At 64.2% G+C, this 13994-nt stretch carries 14 protein-coding genes and 2 pseudogenes; 11 read left to right on the top strand and 5 right to left on the bottom strand.

Annotated elements, in window-relative coordinates; genetic code table 11:
- The first annotated feature begins 106 nt into the window (after window positions 1-106).
- Window positions 107-1060, top strand: a complete 954-nt coding sequence (locus AB7535_RS16000) for an AEC family transporter (RefSeq protein WP_135213670.1) — start codon at window positions 107-109, stop codon at window positions 1058-1060.
- A gap of 6 nt (window positions 1061-1066) precedes the next feature.
- On the opposite strand, the gene AB7535_RS15995 is transcribed toward AB7535_RS16000, so the two are convergent.
- Window positions 1067-2251 carry a UbiH/UbiF family hydroxylase gene (locus tag AB7535_RS15995; RefSeq protein WP_135213669.1) on the bottom strand — a complete coding sequence of 395 codons (1185 nt, stop codon included), beginning with the start codon at window positions 2249-2251 and terminating at the stop codon, window positions 1067-1069.
- Window positions 2252-2338: 87 nt separating this feature from the next.
- Here AB7535_RS15995 and pcsA point away from each other — a divergent pair, with 87 nt between their 5' ends.
- From pcsA to AB7535_RS15980, 3 genes are all read left to right on the top strand, one after another.
- A complete protein-coding gene (pcsA, locus tag AB7535_RS15990) occupies window positions 2339-3106 on the top strand; it encodes a phosphatidylcholine synthase (protein ID WP_167767898.1) in 768 nt (255 codons plus the stop codon).
- Window positions 3103-3837 carry a TerC family protein gene (locus AB7535_RS15985; protein ID WP_063983222.1) on the top strand — a complete coding sequence of 245 codons (735 nt, stop codon included), beginning with the start codon at window positions 3103-3105 and terminating at the stop codon, window positions 3835-3837. Before pcsA ends, AB7535_RS15985 begins: the two co-directional genes overlap by 4 nt.
- An 81-nt stretch (window positions 3838-3918) precedes the next feature.
- Entirely contained in the window at window positions 3919-4893 is a 975-nt protein-coding gene (locus AB7535_RS15980; RefSeq protein ID WP_014495182.1) for a quinone oxidoreductase family protein, read from the top strand.
- Between the two features lie 105 nt (window positions 4894-4998).
- Here AB7535_RS15980 and AB7535_RS15975 read toward each other — a convergent pair whose 3' ends face one another.
- The 3 genes and pseudogenes from AB7535_RS15975 to AB7535_RS15965 form a co-directional block, all read right to left on the bottom strand.
- Window positions 4999-6189 carry an acetylornithine transaminase gene (locus tag AB7535_RS15975; RefSeq protein WP_439036670.1) on the bottom strand — a complete coding sequence of 397 codons (1191 nt, stop codon included), beginning with the start codon at window positions 6187-6189 and terminating at the stop codon, window positions 4999-5001.
- 287 nt (window positions 6190-6476) lie between these two features.
- A complete protein-coding gene (locus tag AB7535_RS15970; RefSeq protein WP_439036669.1) occupies window positions 6477-7079 on the bottom strand; it encodes a tetratricopeptide repeat protein in 603 nt (200 codons plus the stop codon).
- Window positions 7063-7398, bottom strand: a pseudogene (locus AB7535_RS15965) (tetratricopeptide repeat protein); the annotation flags it as partial. The gene AB7535_RS15970 and the pseudogene AB7535_RS15965, both read right to left, overlap by 17 nt.
- A gap of 349 nt (window positions 7399-7747) precedes the next feature.
- Here AB7535_RS15965 and AB7535_RS15960 point away from each other — a divergent pair.
- From AB7535_RS15960 to AB7535_RS15940, 5 genes and pseudogenes are all read left to right on the top strand, one after another.
- On the top strand, window positions 7748-8698 hold the full coding sequence (locus AB7535_RS15960) for a hypothetical protein (RefSeq protein WP_225048847.1): 951 nt from the start codon (window positions 7748-7750) through the stop codon (window positions 8696-8698).
- Window positions 8699-8740: 42 nt separating this feature from the next.
- A complete protein-coding gene (locus tag AB7535_RS15955) occupies window positions 8741-9508 on the top strand; it encodes an SH3 domain-containing protein (protein WP_439036668.1) in 768 nt (255 codons plus the stop codon).
- A gap of 142 nt (window positions 9509-9650) precedes the next feature.
- On the top strand, window positions 9651-10082 hold the full coding sequence (locus AB7535_RS15950) for a MerR family transcriptional regulator (RefSeq protein WP_071913796.1): 432 nt from the start codon (window positions 9651-9653) through the stop codon (window positions 10080-10082).
- A complete protein-coding gene (locus AB7535_RS15945) occupies window positions 10015-10434 on the top strand; it encodes a carboxymuconolactone decarboxylase family protein (protein WP_014495189.1) in 420 nt (139 codons plus the stop codon). Before AB7535_RS15950 ends, AB7535_RS15945 begins: the two co-directional genes overlap by 68 nt.
- Window positions 10431-10556 (top strand): annotated as a pseudogene (locus AB7535_RS15940) (hypothetical protein); the annotation flags it as partial. The gene AB7535_RS15945 and the pseudogene AB7535_RS15940, both read left to right, overlap by 4 nt.
- 207 nt (window positions 10557-10763) lie before the next feature.
- Here AB7535_RS15940 and rimO read toward each other — a convergent pair.
- Window positions 10764-12089 carry a 30S ribosomal protein S12 methylthiotransferase RimO gene (rimO, locus tag AB7535_RS15935; protein WP_135213666.1) on the bottom strand — a complete coding sequence of 442 codons (1326 nt, stop codon included), beginning with the start codon at window positions 12087-12089 and terminating at the stop codon, window positions 10764-10766.
- 111 nt (window positions 12090-12200) lie between these two features.
- Here rimO and AB7535_RS15930 point away from each other — a divergent pair, with 111 nt between their 5' ends.
- Both AB7535_RS15930 and AB7535_RS15925 read left to right on the top strand, forming a co-directional pair.
- Window positions 12201-12791: an ANTAR domain-containing response regulator gene (locus tag AB7535_RS15930; protein WP_027559205.1), complete on the top strand. Its 591-nt coding sequence runs from the start codon at window positions 12201-12203 to the stop codon at window positions 12789-12791.
- Window positions 12788-13951, top strand: a complete 1164-nt coding sequence (locus AB7535_RS15925) for a CmpA/NrtA family ABC transporter substrate-binding protein (protein WP_135213665.1) — start codon at window positions 12788-12790, stop codon at window positions 13949-13951. Before AB7535_RS15930 ends, AB7535_RS15925 begins: the two co-directional genes overlap by 4 nt.
- Window positions 13952-13994: the final 43 nt, after the last annotated feature.

The following is a 13994-nucleotide window of genomic DNA, read 5'->3' as shown; positions in this document are numbered from 1 at the left end:
TCCCCGTCGATAGACCAGGATTGTGGCCGATGCTAGTGCCCTGATCTGTAATTGACCTTCGGCTAAGGGGCAGATAGCCCCCAAATCTTCAGAAAACACTTCATCAATGGTCGATATCCTCAATCTGGCGCTACCTTATTTCGGCTTGATCTTTGTCGGATTCGCCTGCGGCAAGGCCAAATCGCTACCGGAATCGGGCCTCGCCTGGATGAACTTCTTCCTGCTCTACGTGTCGCTGCCGGCGCTGCTGTTTGCGATCATGTCGAAGACGCCGTTTGCGGAATTGAACAACCCGCCGTTCCTGGTCGCGACCACGCTGTCCACGGTTGCGGCATTCACCCTGGCGCTGGTGGTCGGCAAGGTTTTGGGACGGCTGACGCTGCGCGAGGCGACGCTTGCGGGCCTCTCCGGCGGCTATGGCAATATCGGCTATATGGGGCCGGGGCTGGCGCTCGCCGTGCTTGGACCGAAGGCCTCGGCGCCGACCGCGCTGATCTTCTGCTGCGACAGCATCTTCCTGTTCACAATCGTGCCGCTGCTGATCGAGCTCTCCGACCGCGACCATCCCTCGCTGGTCCATGCCTTCGCCGTGGTGCTGAAGCAGATCGTGCTCAACCCGCTGATCATGTCGGCCTGCTTTGGCGCCGCCGTAGCGGCGCTTCATATCGAGCTGCCGGTCGCACTCGATCGCACCATCACGTTCCTTCAGAACGCAGCCGCACCGACCGCGCTGTTCGTGCTCGGCGTGACCGTGGCGCTCCGCCCGTTCAACCGGGTGCCGTGGGAGGTGCCGGGCGTGATCGCGGTGAAGCTGTTGATCCACCCGCTCGCCGCGTTCGGTCTGATGCTGGCGTTCGGACCGTTCGCGCAGCCCTGGGCCGCGACCGCCGTGCTGATGGCCTCGCTGCCGCCGGCGCTCAACGTGTTCGTGATCGCCCGGCAGAACGACGCCTGGATCGAATCCGCCTCTGTCGCGGTGCTGCTCGGGACCTTCGCGTCGGTGGTCACGCTGACCAGCGTGATGTGGGCGATCCAGACCGGCCGGCTGGCGTTTCCGTAAGCGAGCCTATCGCCGCCACGTCGGGGTCAGGCCCTCGCGCATGGCGAAGCGCCGCAGCGGGCCGATGGCGCCGAGCAGGTGCATGCCGACCGCGCGGACCGGCTGGAGCGGCAGGAAATCGTTGAGCAGGGAGCGGTTGGCGATGTCGATCGCAAACGTGCGGCTCAAAATGTCCGGACGCCGCGCCCGGTCGTAGCGCTTGAGCACGTCGGGCGCGCCCGGATCCTGGCCTGCAGCGATGGCTTCGCCCGCAAGCCTGGCGATGTCAGCGGCATCGCGCAGACCAAGGTTGAGGCCCTGGGCGCCGATCGGCGGGACCACATGGGCGGCTTCGCCGACCAGCGCTATGCGGTCGCGCCCGAAGGATTTTGGACGTTCGATCGCCAGCGGGAATAGGTTGCGGCCCGGCTCGACCGTCATGCGCCCCAAAATGGAATGCGACTGCTTCTCGATCGCGGCGGACAGCTCCGCGTCGCTCAAGCCGCGAAGCCGCTCGGCCTCGGCGGGGGCCGAGACCCAGACGATGCTGGAGCGGTCGCCTGGCAGGGGCACGAACACGCAAGGGCCATGCGGCGTGTGGAACTCGGTCGAGACGTTGCGATGCGGGCGCGCGTGGCCGACGTTGAAGGTCAGCGCGGTCTGCGTCAGGTCGCGTCGCGTCATCGCGATGCCGGCGGCTTCCCGGCACAGCGAGTGCCGGCCGTCGGCGCCGACCACGAGCCGGGCCGTGAGGAATTCAGCGGACGCCGTGCGGATCGCGACGTCGTCGGCTTCGATGACGACGCTTTCGGCCTCGTCATCGCAACGGACGAGGTTGGGCAACTCGGCCGCGCGTTCTTCCATCGCCAGCATCAGCGAGCGGTTGTCGATATTGTAGCCGAAGGCGTCGAGCGCGATTTCGTGGCAGGAGAACCGGACCTCCGGCGCCCGGAACAGCCGGCCGGTGTCGTCGACGAGGCGCATGATTTCGAGCGCGGCCGCCTTGCCCTTGCAGCGCGGCCAGACGTCGAGGCTCTCCAGGAGATCGACGGAGGCGCCGAGCAGGGCGGTGGTGCGGTTGTCGGCGTAGGGCATGCGCCGCGCCACCAGCGCGGTCCGCGCGCCGGCCTGCGCCAGTGCGATGGCGGCCGCCAGTCCCGCCGGTCCGCCGCCGACCACGGCCGCGTCATGGAGTGTCGATGCATCTGTCATGGAACGACAATTGACATGCTGCGCGGCAAATTCAAGCCCGGCTATATTTCCTTGATTTTGTGGCGAATTGTGCGACCGCGCGCCGCAATGGCGGATGTGCAAACCGGTCCCATTCTGATAGCAGAAGCCATGGATACCCAAGAGGATTCCCTGAAGCCGAGACCGGCGATACGCGCCGCGGCCTTCTCGGTGCACATCTTCACCGCATTCGGCGCGGCCATCGCGCTGCTGGCGATGCTGGAGGCCGTGCGCGAGCATTGGGCGGCGATGTTTCAGTGGCTGGGCGTTGCCCTGATCATCGATGCGATCGACGGGCCGATCGCCCGCCTGCTGAAGGTCAAGGATGTGCAGCCGAACTGGTCGGGAGACGTGCTCGATCTCGTGGTCGACTTCGTCACCTATGTCTTCGTGCCGGCCTATGCGATCGTGGCGAGCGGGCTGTTGCTGCCGGTGGCCGCGCCGCTGCTCGGCATCGCCATCATCGTCACCAGCGCATTATATTTTGCCGATCTGCGCATGAAGGCGGACGACAATCATTTTCGCGGCTTTCCGGCGCTGTGGAATGCGGCGGCGTTCTATCTGTTCCTGCTGCACTGGCCGCCGCTGGCATCGACGCTGCTGGTCGCGGCGCTTGTCGTGCTGACCTTCGTGCCGTTCCACGTGCTGCATCCGGTCCGGGTGGTTCGGCTGCGCTGGCTGACGATGTCGCTGATCGCGATCTGGGCCGTGCTCGGCCTCTATGTGCTGGAGATGGATTTTCGCGTCGGCACCGGCGTGACCATCGTGCTCTGCGCCATCGCGCTCTGGATCAGCTTCAGCGACGCATTGATCCGCCTGGCAAGATCCTTCGCATGATGCACCTCCTCACTAGTCCTGAAGCCTGGGCCGCGCTGCTCACCTTGACCGCGCTCGAGATCGTGCTCGGCATCGACAACGTCATCTTCCTGTCGGTGATCGTCTCGCGCATCCCCGAGAAGCAGGCCCACCGCGCCCGCCAGATCGGGCTCGCGCTGGCGCTGATCTTCCGCATCATCCTGCTTAGCCTGCTGGTCTGGCTGATCGGCCTGACCGCGCCGGTGTTTTCGTTTTCAGGTTACGGCTTCTCCTGGCGCGATCTCATCCTGATCGGCGGCGGCCTGTTCCTGATCGCCAAGGCGACGCACGAGATCCACGCCGAGGTCGAAGCCGATGACGGCGAGGGCGATCGGGAGTCCGGAGGCAGCGCGTTCTTCTGGGTGATCGTCCAGATCATCGTCATCGACATCGTGTTCTCCCTGGACTCGATCATCACCGCGATCGGCATGGCGCAGGACATCGAGATCATGATCGCGGCGGTCGTGATCGCCTGCCTGATCATGTACATTTCATCGGGGCCGGTGTCGCGGTTCGTCGCGGAGCATCCGACCACCAAGATGCTGGCGCTGGCGTTCCTGGTGCTGATCGGCGTCGCGCTGGTCGCGGACGGATTCCAATTCCACATTCCGCGCGGCTACATCTACTTCGCAATTGCGTTCTCGGCGGCGGTGGAATTCTTCAACGTGCTGGCGAAGCGCAACCGCAGGAAAGTCCGCAAGTCGTCCGTTTAGCCGTTCCAATCTGGGTCGAGTTGACAAGGCGGGCGCGATGTCTTTCGCTCAGCGGCGAGAAGACCGAGAGGAGGTCAGGTGATGACCAAAGCCGTCCGTGTGCACAAGGTCGGAGGCCCCGAAGCCCTGGTCTATGAGAGCGTCGATGTCCCGGCGCCGGCTTCCGGCGAGGTGCGCATCCGCCAGCATGCGGTCGGGTTGAACTTCATCGACGTCTATTATCGCACCGGCCTCTACAAGGCGCCGGGGCTGCCCTTCATCGCCGGCAACGAGGCCTCGGGCGAGGTCATCGCCGTCGGGCCCGGCGTGACACATTTCCATCCCGGCGACCGCGTGGCCTACTACCACAATCTCGGTGCCTATACCGGCGAGCGCAACATCCCCTGGGAGAAGCTGGTCAAGCTGCCCGACCACATCACGCACGAGCAGGGCGCCGTGCTGATGCTGAAGGGGCTGACGGTCTGGTATCTCCTGCACAAGACCTTCAAGGTCGAGCCGCACCATCGCGTGCTGATCCATGCCGCGGCCGGCGGCATCGGCCTGTTGGCCTGCCAATGGGCGAGGGCGCTTGGCGCGCACGTCATCGGCACCGTCGGCTCGCGCGAGAAGGCGGAGCTTGCGGAGGCAAATGGCTGCGACCACGTCATCCTCTACAACGAGGAGGATTTCGTCGCGCGCGTGAAGCAGATCAGCCGCAACGAGGGCTGCGACGTCGTCTATGACGGCGTCGGCAAGGCTACCTTCCCGGGCTCGCTGTCCTGCCTGAAGCCGCGCGGCATGTTCGTCTCGTTCGGCAATGCCTCGGGGCCCGTGCCGCCGTTTTCGATCGCCGAGCTCAACAATCACGGCTCCCTGTTTGCGACGCGGCCGAAGCTCAACGACTACGTCGGCACGCGCAAGGAGCTGCTGGAAGGCGCCGACACGCTGTTCGCCGCCGTCATCAACGGCAAGCTGCACGTGCCGATCAACCACGCCTACGCGCTCAAGGACGCCGCCAAGGCGCATATCGATCTCGAAAGCCGCAAGACCACCGGCGCGTCGATCCTGAAGCCGTAGTCTCTCGTCATCCTCGGCTCCCGAGTCCCGGACGCGCCGCAGCGTGAAACGCTGCTGCGCAGAGCCGAAGGGGCGCTGCGCTGCGTCCGGGGCACGAGACTGGCCTCACGCCACCCGTCTTGCCGCGCCGGCCCTGGTCAAAATCCCGTCGAGACAATCGATCATCTCGACGATCTCGGCCCGCGTGACGTTCAGCGCCGGCATGAAGCGCAGCGTGTCGAGCTGCGGCGCGTTCAGGAGCACGCCGGCCTCGAACGCCTGCGCGACGATGCCTGGCGCGATCGGCAGCTTGAGGTCGAGCGCGAGCAGGAGGCCACGTCCCCGGACGCCGCCGAGGCCGTGCCGGGCCGAGACCTTCTGCAACTCGCTTTCGAGCAGCAGGCCGGTCTCGGTGACCGTCTTCAGGAAGTCGGGCTTGCTGATCTCTTCCAGCACCGCGAGCCCTGCCGCGCACATGATCGGGTTGCCGTTGAAGGTCCCGCCTTGATCGCCGTGCTCGAAGCAGGAGGCACGTTCGGTTGCCAGCAGGGCTGCGAGCGGCACGCCACCGCCGATGCCCTTGCCAAGCGTCATGATGTCGGGCGCGATGCCTGTGTGCTCGTAGTGGAAGAGTTTTCCGGTCCGGCCCATGCCGGTCTGGATCTCGTCAAAAATGAGCAGCAGGCCGTGCGCTTCGGTGAGCGCGCGCAGTTCCTTCAGGAACTGATCGGTTGCGGGCCACACGCCGGACTCGCCCTGGATCGGCTCCAGCATCACCGCGACGGTGTTGTCGTTGATCAGCTCCTCGACCGAGGCGATGTCGTTCAGCTTCGCCTTCTTGAAGCCGGCGACCTTCGGCTCGAACAGCGGTTCGAACGCCTTCTTCCCCGAGGCCGACATCGTCGCCAGCGTCCGGCCGTGGAAGCCGCCTGCGAAGCTGATGATATCGAACGCGCCGTTCCTGTGCAGGCTGCCGTATTTACGCGCGAGCTTGATCGCGCCCTCGTTGGCTTCCGCGCCCGAGTTGGCAAAGAACACCTGGTCGAACGCGCTGTTTGCGACAAGCCGCTCGGCAAGCTTCAGGCTCGGCTCGTTGTAGAACGCCGGGCTCGGCGTCAGCAGCCGCTTGGCCTGCGCGGAAAGCGCATCGGCGATCGCGGGCGGGGAGTGACCGAGGCAGTTCACGGCCCAGCCCTGCACGAAATCGAGATAGCGCTTGCGGCTGTCGTCCCAGAGGTAGGAGCCGGCGCCGCGGACGAACACGGCCTTGGGCCGTGCGGTGATGTCCATCAGCGCGTCATACGGTTGCGTGGTCATGTCGAACTCCTGTGGGGACGGGGGTGGAAAAGGGGCGCAAAAAGCAGAAAGGCCGCACCTTGCGGGTGCGGCCTTTCTCGAAAACTCGGCTGAATTCAGTGGTTCAGCGGCGTCGTCGGACATGGCGCACCCTCTCGTCGTCGCGGAAGCGACGGCGGAGCATTTCGGTGCGCTGATGGGTCCGAGCGTTGATCATGGGGCGGGTCCCTACAGCCGAAGGGCAGGGCTTGTCAAGCGGGCGTTTTGAAGAACACCCGTCCGGCGTGCATCGGCGAGATGGGAGCACGTCACTGAACGCAGTAGCGCGCAAAACTGTCCGCGATGCCGGCGTTGATTGCCTTGGCGGCCGCGATGTCTTGCTCAGCGCCTTCGCTGTCGCCCTTCTTTCGCTTCGCCAGTCCGCGGCCGTAGAGGGAGCCGTCGAGCTCAGGCTTTGCGCTCAGCGCCGCGTCGTAATCCGCAATCGCCGCGTCGAGATTGCCGAGCTTCAGATACGTGAGGGCGCGGCTGTCCAGCGTATAGGGGTCGTTGGGAGCCATCCGCAGCGACTGCTCGCAATCGGCCAGCGCCTCCTGCAGGCGGCCAAGGATCGCACGCGTCATGCAACGCGAATTGAACACGCCCGGATAGCTCGCATTGGCCTTGATCGAGCGATCGTAATCCTCCAGCGCCTGCGCATAGTCGTGGGTGTCGAAATACATGTTCGCGCGCGCAAAGAAATCGCGATCGTTGTTCGGACTGAGCTGAAGCGATTTTGCGAAGTCGGCCAGCGCACGCGCACGGTCGCCGCGGTCGCGGAAGACTCGCGCGGTTGCCGTAGGCCGGGCCGTAATTCGGGTCGAGCTTGATCGAGAGATCGAAATCCGCCAGTGCGCGAGCGTCGTCGCCATGGTTGCGATAGGCAGTGCCGCGATTGAAATAGGCCAGCGCAAATTTAGGGTCGAGCTTGATGGCCTGATCGTAGTCGGCCATCGCATGCTCGTAGTCGTTCTTGTGGATGTGGGAATTGCCGCGGTTGTTGTAGTAGAGCGCGTCGCGGGAATTCAGCCGAATCGCGCGCGTGTAGTCGGCAATGGCGTGGTCGGTGTCGCCGAGATCGTCATGGGCGATGCCGCGATTGTACCAGAGGTCGGCGTCTTTCGGATCGAGATCGATGGCACGGTTGAAGTCCGCCAGGGCACGCTCCGTGTCGCCTTTTCGCCGAAACATCTCGCCGCGATTGGCCAGCGCCCGCACATTCGAGGGATCGGCCTTGAGCACGGCCGAGCAGCCGGCGATGCGCTGGTCCTCGCGGTCCCCGTCGTCGTCGCTATAGCACCATTGGCGTGCCTGCGCGGCTGACGGCGATCGCGCGGTGGCGGGGGCGGACAGGGCGAACACGGCCATTGCGATGCCGATCGCAGACAGCTTGAAGAGAATCCTTGACGTTTCAGTGTGTTTCATTGTTTTCCACATCGAAACCATTGCGCCTCTAGCGCGTTTGTGATCGAAGGACGCGACTTGGTTCGAACCGAATGCATCACGGATCAGACCAAGAAGGCGGGACCAACCAGATAGTTTGAAGACCTTGTCCGATACGCCTTATCCAATCGACCTCGACAGCATTCGCGGCGCGTTTCCGCCGGGCATCGAGGCGCCATCCCTGCTGGTCGACTTTGCCGATTGGCTGAACGGGCGCCCGTGGGGCAGCGTCGGCCGTTTCTCCCTGCAAGGCCAGTTCTCCGATCAGGCGCCGATCTTCGACGGCAGTCCCTTGCGCGACAGGTTTTCACTGTTCATGCGGCTGCCGGATGGCTCGGCCGTCGGCGGCTGGTATGGCGCGGGTCTTGATCGCGACAATCCGCCGATCGTGGGGCTGGGCTCCGAGGGCGATTACGAGCTGCTCGCGCCGAGCCTCGACGGCTTGCTGGCGAAGCTGACGTCGCAGCAATTCGACAAGGCCTGGAGCGATCTCAAGCCGCATGACGAGGTCGAGTGTCAGACGGACGAGCTCGCGAAATGGCTTGCCGGGCAGCCGATCGGCGACAAGGCGGCATGTGACGACGGTGCCGCGGAGCTTCCCGATTTCCGCGGCTTCGTGGAAAAATGGAGCCGGGATCGCGAAGACTATTGGGCCAATCATCGCTTGATGGCCGAGCTCGGCTGGCGGCTCGCCGCGCATCTGCCCAAGGGCAAGAAGCCCTGGGACAAGACCCGCTTCGAGGTCGCGATCGTCGGCAAGCAGTATGAGGCCCGCGTCCTGACCCTCGGCCCGCAGCCGTTCGAGGAGGCCGCCTCGATCGAATCGCTGCTGCGCGATCTGCGCGAGGAGATGCGCAAGGCACAGCCCGAGCTCGGGCTGTGGCACGCGATGAAATTCGGTCTCTATGTCGACGGCCGCGTCATGCCGAACTTCGAATACGATGTGCGTCCGATCATCGGCGGCGAGCCGGCGCAGCTCTCCGAAGCAAAGGCCGATCTCGCGCGCGCCCCGCGCCCGGAGCGGTGGGTGCCGAAATGGCTGGCGTGAAGGAACACCGTCAGAATCCCGTCACGGAGCCGTGCAATCAGGTTGCTGATTGAATTAGCTTCTCGTCGGGGTAGTTCGCTGATGCGCGGCCTTTGTCACCGGTTGATTGTCGCGATCCTGCTGATGTCAGCGGCCTCGGCCGCAGACGCGCAAGCCGAGCTCGTGGAAAGCGCCGTTGCCGACCTTCCGATCGTGCTGGCTACCGATCCCGCGCTCACGCGGCCTCACGTGATCACACCGGACGAAAAGAAAAACAGCGATGAGGCCGATGCTGGCGGCGTTATTCTCACCTACGTTTTTGAAACGAAGCTTCGCCTTCGGTCGGAGAGGTACTTCCTGGTTGTCTGCAGCTCCGGCGGTAGTGCCGACTACAATTGCGTATTTAACCTGATTGGAGGCGCGGGCGATCTCTATCAAGACCAGATCGAAGGCCTCCGATTCGAGATACCCGGCGACGGTTGCGTCTACGCCTCCGGTCACGTCAATACGATGTTCGACCATCGACGCAAGTACTGCCTTGACGACGACCGGTTGAAGGAGGTTAACCAGCCGTTTCATTACGTCGGCCTCAAGTCAAAGACGCTGCATGACTTGACGTTCTATTTCGATAAGGCTGCGACGAATGCGGTCGGCACCATTCCGAAGGGTGAGTTCGTTGAGGTGCTCGTCGCAAGCGACCGACGTGAGGAGGACTCGTCCGAGCGCTACCATTTCCTCGTTCGGAACAAGAATGGACTGACTGGTTGGGTCAGTCTGGCCGGAGGTCAGCAAGCGGAAGACATCGAGGGGATCCTTTTTGCCGGCGACTAGTCGCGTCGAACCGGTATTCTTCTGCTGTCGCGCCGTCTTGACCTCGCGGGAACGGCACCTTCGATCCCCCTTGCGATCCCCCTTGACTTAGAGTGCGCTCGAAGGGGTATCTGTACGTGCGTCAGTACGAGAACGGGCACACATGAAGATCGGCGACCTCGCAAAACGAACCGGCTTGTCGACGCACACGTTGCGTTATTATGAGCGCGTCGGGCTGCTGCCATACGCAGACCGGGATCGTTCCGGCCAGCGTGACTTTGACGCATCGATCCTCACATGGATCGCATTCCTCGGTCGGCTCAAGACCACGGGAATGCCGATCCGGGACATGTTGCGTTATGCGGCGCTTCGTGATGAAGGCGATGCCACCGGGCCAGCCCGGCGGCAGATGCTGGAAATCCACCGGGAACAGGTTCGCACGCAGATTGCCGAACTCCAGGAATGCCTGCTCGTCCTTGATACCAAGATCTCCGGTTATGCCGGCGATGAACAGAGGACGAAGGAAAATGACGCACGCCCAAACACAAGCCGAAAGCCGCTTCGATCGCGGCCAGCGGGCCCTGTCACGCATTGACGGCAGAGCCGGCGAAAAGGTCGTCGCCTCACTCGCCGACATCGCTCCGGATTTCGCACGATACGTGATCGAGTTTCCCTTCGGCGACATTTACAGCCGCCCGGACCTCGGCCTGCGCGATCGAGAGATCGCGACGATCGCCGCGCTGACGGCGCTCGGAAATGCCGCGCCTCAGCTCAAAGTGCATATCGAGGCGGGTCTGAACGTCGGGCTGTCTCGCGACGAGATCGTGGAGATCATCATGCAGATGGCCGTCTATGCGGGCTTCCCGGCGGCGGTGAACGGGCTGTTCGCAGCCAAGGAGGTGTTTTCCGCGCATGACGGACGGCAGGCATCGGGAGAAGCGACATGACGAACTTCGAATACGTTGTGCGCCCGACCATCGACGGCGAGCCCGCCAAGCTGACCGAAGCCCAGGCCGATCTCGCCCGCGCCCGACGCCCGGAGCGCTGGGTGCCGAAATGGCTGGTTTGACGGAGCTGTAGCCCAGCGACGGTCTGCTCCCTGCAAGCTTGAGGCAACAGAGGCTTCCACAGCGTCATGGCCGGGCTTGTCCCGGCCATCCACGCATTGCCCAGTGGCACGAAGAACGTGGATGCCCGGGACAAGCCCGGGCACGACGACCTTCTTCATATCCGGTTGCAGCGACCCGCAAGAGAGGTGACGCGATCGTTGGCGCCGTCAGAACCCTGCGACGCTGCCGTGCAGGTCGTATTGGTCGGCGCGCTCGATCTTCGCGGTGACGATCTCGCCGACGCGCAACGGGCGGCGGCTCGACAGGTAAACCGCGCCGTCAATCTCCGGCGCGTCGGCCTTGGAGCGGCCTTTTGAAACCGTCGGGCCGACCTCGTCGATGATGATCTGCTGGCGCGTGCCGACCTTGCGTTTCAGCCGGCGCGCGGAGATCTTCTGCTGGCGGGTCATCAGCGCGTTGTAGCGCTCCTGCTTGATCTCTTCGGGCACGGGGTTCTCGATCGCATTCGACGTCGCACCGGCAACCGGCTCGTATTTGAAGCAGCCGAGGCGATCGATCTCGGCCTCATCCAGCCAGTCGAGCAGATAGGCGAAATCGGCATCGGTCTCGCCGGGGAAGCCGACGATGAAGGTCGAGCGCAGAGCAAGATCGGGACATTCCTCGCGCCAGCGCTTGATCCGCGCCAGCGTCTTGTCCTGCGCTGCGGGGCGCTTCATCGCCTTCAGCACCTCGGGGCTTGCATGCTGGAACGGGATGTCGAGATAGGGCAGCACCTTGCCCTCGTTCATCAGCGCGATGACCTCGTCGACATGCGGGTAGGGGTAGACATATTGCAGGCGGACCCATGCGCCGAGCTCGCCGAGCTCGCGCGCGAGGTCGAGGAATTTGGCGCGGACCTGGCGATCCTTCCACGGGCTCTCGGCGTATTTGAGATCGACGCCGTAGGCCGAGGTGTCCTGCGAGATCACCAGCAGCTCCTTGACGCCGGCACCGACGAGGCGCTCGGCCTCGCGCAGCACGTCATTGGCCGGACGCGAGACGAGGTCGCCGCGCAGCTTCGGGATGATGCAGAACGTGCAGCGGTTGTTGCAGCCCTCGGAGATCTTCAGATAGGCGTAGTGGCGCGGCGTCAGCTTGATGCCCTGCGGCGGCACCAGATCGAGATGCGGATTGTGGGCGGGCGGCAGCGCGCGATGCACGGCGTCCAGCACGCTCTCATATTGCTGCGGGCCGGTGATGGAGAGCACGCCGGGATAGGCTTGCTCGATCTGCTCGGGTTCCGCGCCCATGCAACCGGTCACGATCACTTTGCCGTTCTCGGCCATGGCCTCGCCGATCGCCGAAAGCGATTCCTGCTTGGCGCTGTCGAGGAAGCCGCACGTATTGACGATGACGATGTCGGCCCCGTCATGCTTGCGGGCGAGCTCGTAGCCCTCGGCGCGCAGGCGCGTGATGATGCGCTCGGAATCCACCAATGCCTTGGGACACCCGAGCGACACGAAGCTGACCTTGGGCGCAGCCGTCTGATCCATATCTGATCTGCCTGATTGACAGGCCTGAGCTAGTCCCAATTGCCCATAATTACAACCCTTTGCATCGCCCTCCGGCATGCTATGGATGAATCGCCGGGTGGTGAGTGAGCTATGAGCGCCGAACAGTCGCCTAAAATCGTGATTGTCGACGAAAGCCCGATCCGGGCTGCGATCCTCGAGGAGGGGTTGCGGGAGGCCGGATTCACGCAGGTCGTCCATATCCGCGAGATGCAGAGCCTGCTCGCCCGTATTTATGCGGTGGATCCCGACATCATCCTGATCGATCTGGAAAACCCCAGCCGCGACGTGCTTGAGGCGATGTTCCAGGTCAGCCGCGCCGTGAAGCGGCCGATCGCGATGTTCGTGGACCAGAGCGATTCAGCCTCGATCCAGGCGTCCGTGGAGGCGGGAGTATCCGCCTACATCGTCGACGGGTTGAAGAAGGAGCGCATCAAGCCGATCCTCGACCTCTGCGTGTCCCGCTTCAACGCCTTCGCAAAACTCCAGGAGGAGCTGGAGCGCACCAAGTCGCAGCTCGAGGACCGCAAGATCATCGAGAAGGCCAAGGGAATTTTGATGAAGGTCAAGGGCCTCACCGAGGACGAGGCCTACGTGCTGCTGCGCTCCACGGCGATGCGCGAGAAGAAGAAAATCGGCGAGATCGCGCAGTCGATCATCACCGCGTCGGAGATGCTGAAATGACCGGTCCCCTCCGCATCGGGTTCATCCCGCTGGTCGACGCCGCCGCCCTGATCGTCGCCGTCGACAAGGGCTTTGCCGCCGCCGAAGGGCTCGAGGTCGAGCTGGTGCGCGAGGTCTCCTGGTCCAACGTGCGCGACAAGCTCAATATCGGCCTGTTCGACGCCGCGCATCTGCTGGCGCCGGTGGCGATCGCGTCCTCGCTCGGGCTCGGCCACGTCAAGGTGCCGATCGCGGCGCCCTTCAATCTCGGTATCAACGGCAACGCGATCACAGTCTCGCCGGCGCTCCATGCCGCGCTGATGGAGGAGATCGACGGTGACCGCTTCGATCCGCTTGTCACGGCGAAAGCGCTGGCGAAGGTCGTCGCGAAGCGGCGCAAGCTAGGTGCCGATCCGCTGACCTTCGGCATGACCTTCCCGTTCTCGACCCACAATTACCAGCTGCGGTTCTGGATGGCGGCGGCCGGCGTCGATCCGGATGAGGATGTGCGTCTCGTGGTGCTGCCGCCGCCCTACATGGTCGATAGCCTCGCCAATGGCCATGTCGATGCGTTCTGCGTCGGCGCGCCCTGGAACTCGGTCGCGGTCGATCTCGGCATCGGCCACATCCTGCATTTCGTCTCCGACATTCTCTTGCGCGCGGCTGAGAAGGTGCTGGCGGTTCGCCAGGTCTGGGCCGACAAGCATCCGGATGTGGTGGCAGCGCTGGTGCGCGCGGCCGTGAAGGGCGCCGAGTTCATCGAGAATCCCGCGAACCTGTCTGAGGCGGCGCGGATCCTGGCGCAGCCGGAACGGATCGGCGTCGATGCCGAAGTCATCCAGCGAACCCTCACCGGGCGCCTGAAGATTTCTCCCGACGGCACCCTCCGCGAGAGCGGTCGCTATCTCCTGGTTGGACGCGAAGGGGCAGGGCGCCCCGATCCGGTTCAGGCGGCCTGGCTCTATGCGCAGATGGTGCGCTGGGGGCAAACGGCGTTGACGCCTGACGGCGTCAGGACGGCGATGGCCGTGTTCAGGCCCGACCTCTACGACGCAGCCCTCGGTCAGCAATCGCCCGCTGAAGCCCCCGCGGCGTTCGGGGCATTTGCGGGCCCGGCCTTCGATCCCGGCAACATCCGGGGGCATCTGGAGGCCTTCGAGGTCGGACGCTGGAAGGCCTGATTCGGTCCTGCATCGTTTTTGGGCGGAAGAGATCATCGGCTAA

It is taken from the genome of Bradyrhizobium sp. 956_D2_N1_4 (assembly GCF_052076025.1).
GTDB lineage: Bacteria > Pseudomonadota > Alphaproteobacteria > Rhizobiales > Xanthobacteraceae > Bradyrhizobium > Bradyrhizobium barranii.
Note: the sequence above shows the minus strand (reverse complement) of the source record. Positions and strands in the feature narration are given on the sequence as shown.

Bases quoted from the DNA above. Each gene is read 5' to 3' on its own strand.
- AB7535_RS15930 (WP_027559205.1), top strand. From the start codon at position 12,201: ATGAGCGCCGAACAGTCGCCTAAAATCGTGATTGTCGACGAAAGCCCG.
- AB7535_RS15985 (WP_063983222.1), top strand. From the start codon at position 3,103: ATGATGCACCTCCTCACTAGTCCTGAAGCCTGGGCCGCGCTGCTCACC.
- AB7535_RS15970 (WP_439036669.1), bottom strand. From the start codon at position 7,079: ATGGCGACGACGCTCGCGCACTGGCGGATTTCGATCTCTCGATCAAGC.
- AB7535_RS15945 (WP_014495189.1), top strand. From the start codon at position 10,015: ATGACGCACGCCCAAACACAAGCCGAAAGCCGCTTCGATCGCGGCCAG.
- AB7535_RS16000 (WP_135213670.1), top strand. From the start codon at position 107: ATGGTCGATATCCTCAATCTGGCGCTACCTTATTTCGGCTTGATCTTT.
- AB7535_RS15975 (WP_439036670.1), bottom strand. From the start codon at position 6,189: ATGACCACGCAACCGTATGACGCGCTGATGGACATCACCGCACGGCCC.
- pcsA (WP_167767898.1), top strand. From the start codon at position 2,339: ATGGCGGATGTGCAAACCGGTCCCATTCTGATAGCAGAAGCCATGGAT.
- rimO (WP_135213666.1), bottom strand. From the start codon at position 12,089: ATGGATCAGACGGCTGCGCCCAAGGTCAGCTTCGTGTCGCTCGGGTGT.
- AB7535_RS15925 (WP_135213665.1), top strand. From the start codon at position 12,788: ATGACCGGTCCCCTCCGCATCGGGTTCATCCCGCTGGTCGACGCCGCC.
- AB7535_RS15980 (WP_014495182.1), top strand. From the start codon at position 3,919: ATGACCAAAGCCGTCCGTGTGCACAAGGTCGGAGGCCCCGAAGCCCTG.
- AB7535_RS15995 (WP_135213669.1), bottom strand. From the start codon at position 2,251: ATGACAGATGCATCGACACTCCATGACGCGGCCGTGGTCGGCGGCGGA.
- AB7535_RS15950 (WP_071913796.1), top strand. From the start codon at position 9,651: ATGAAGATCGGCGACCTCGCAAAACGAACCGGCTTGTCGACGCACACG.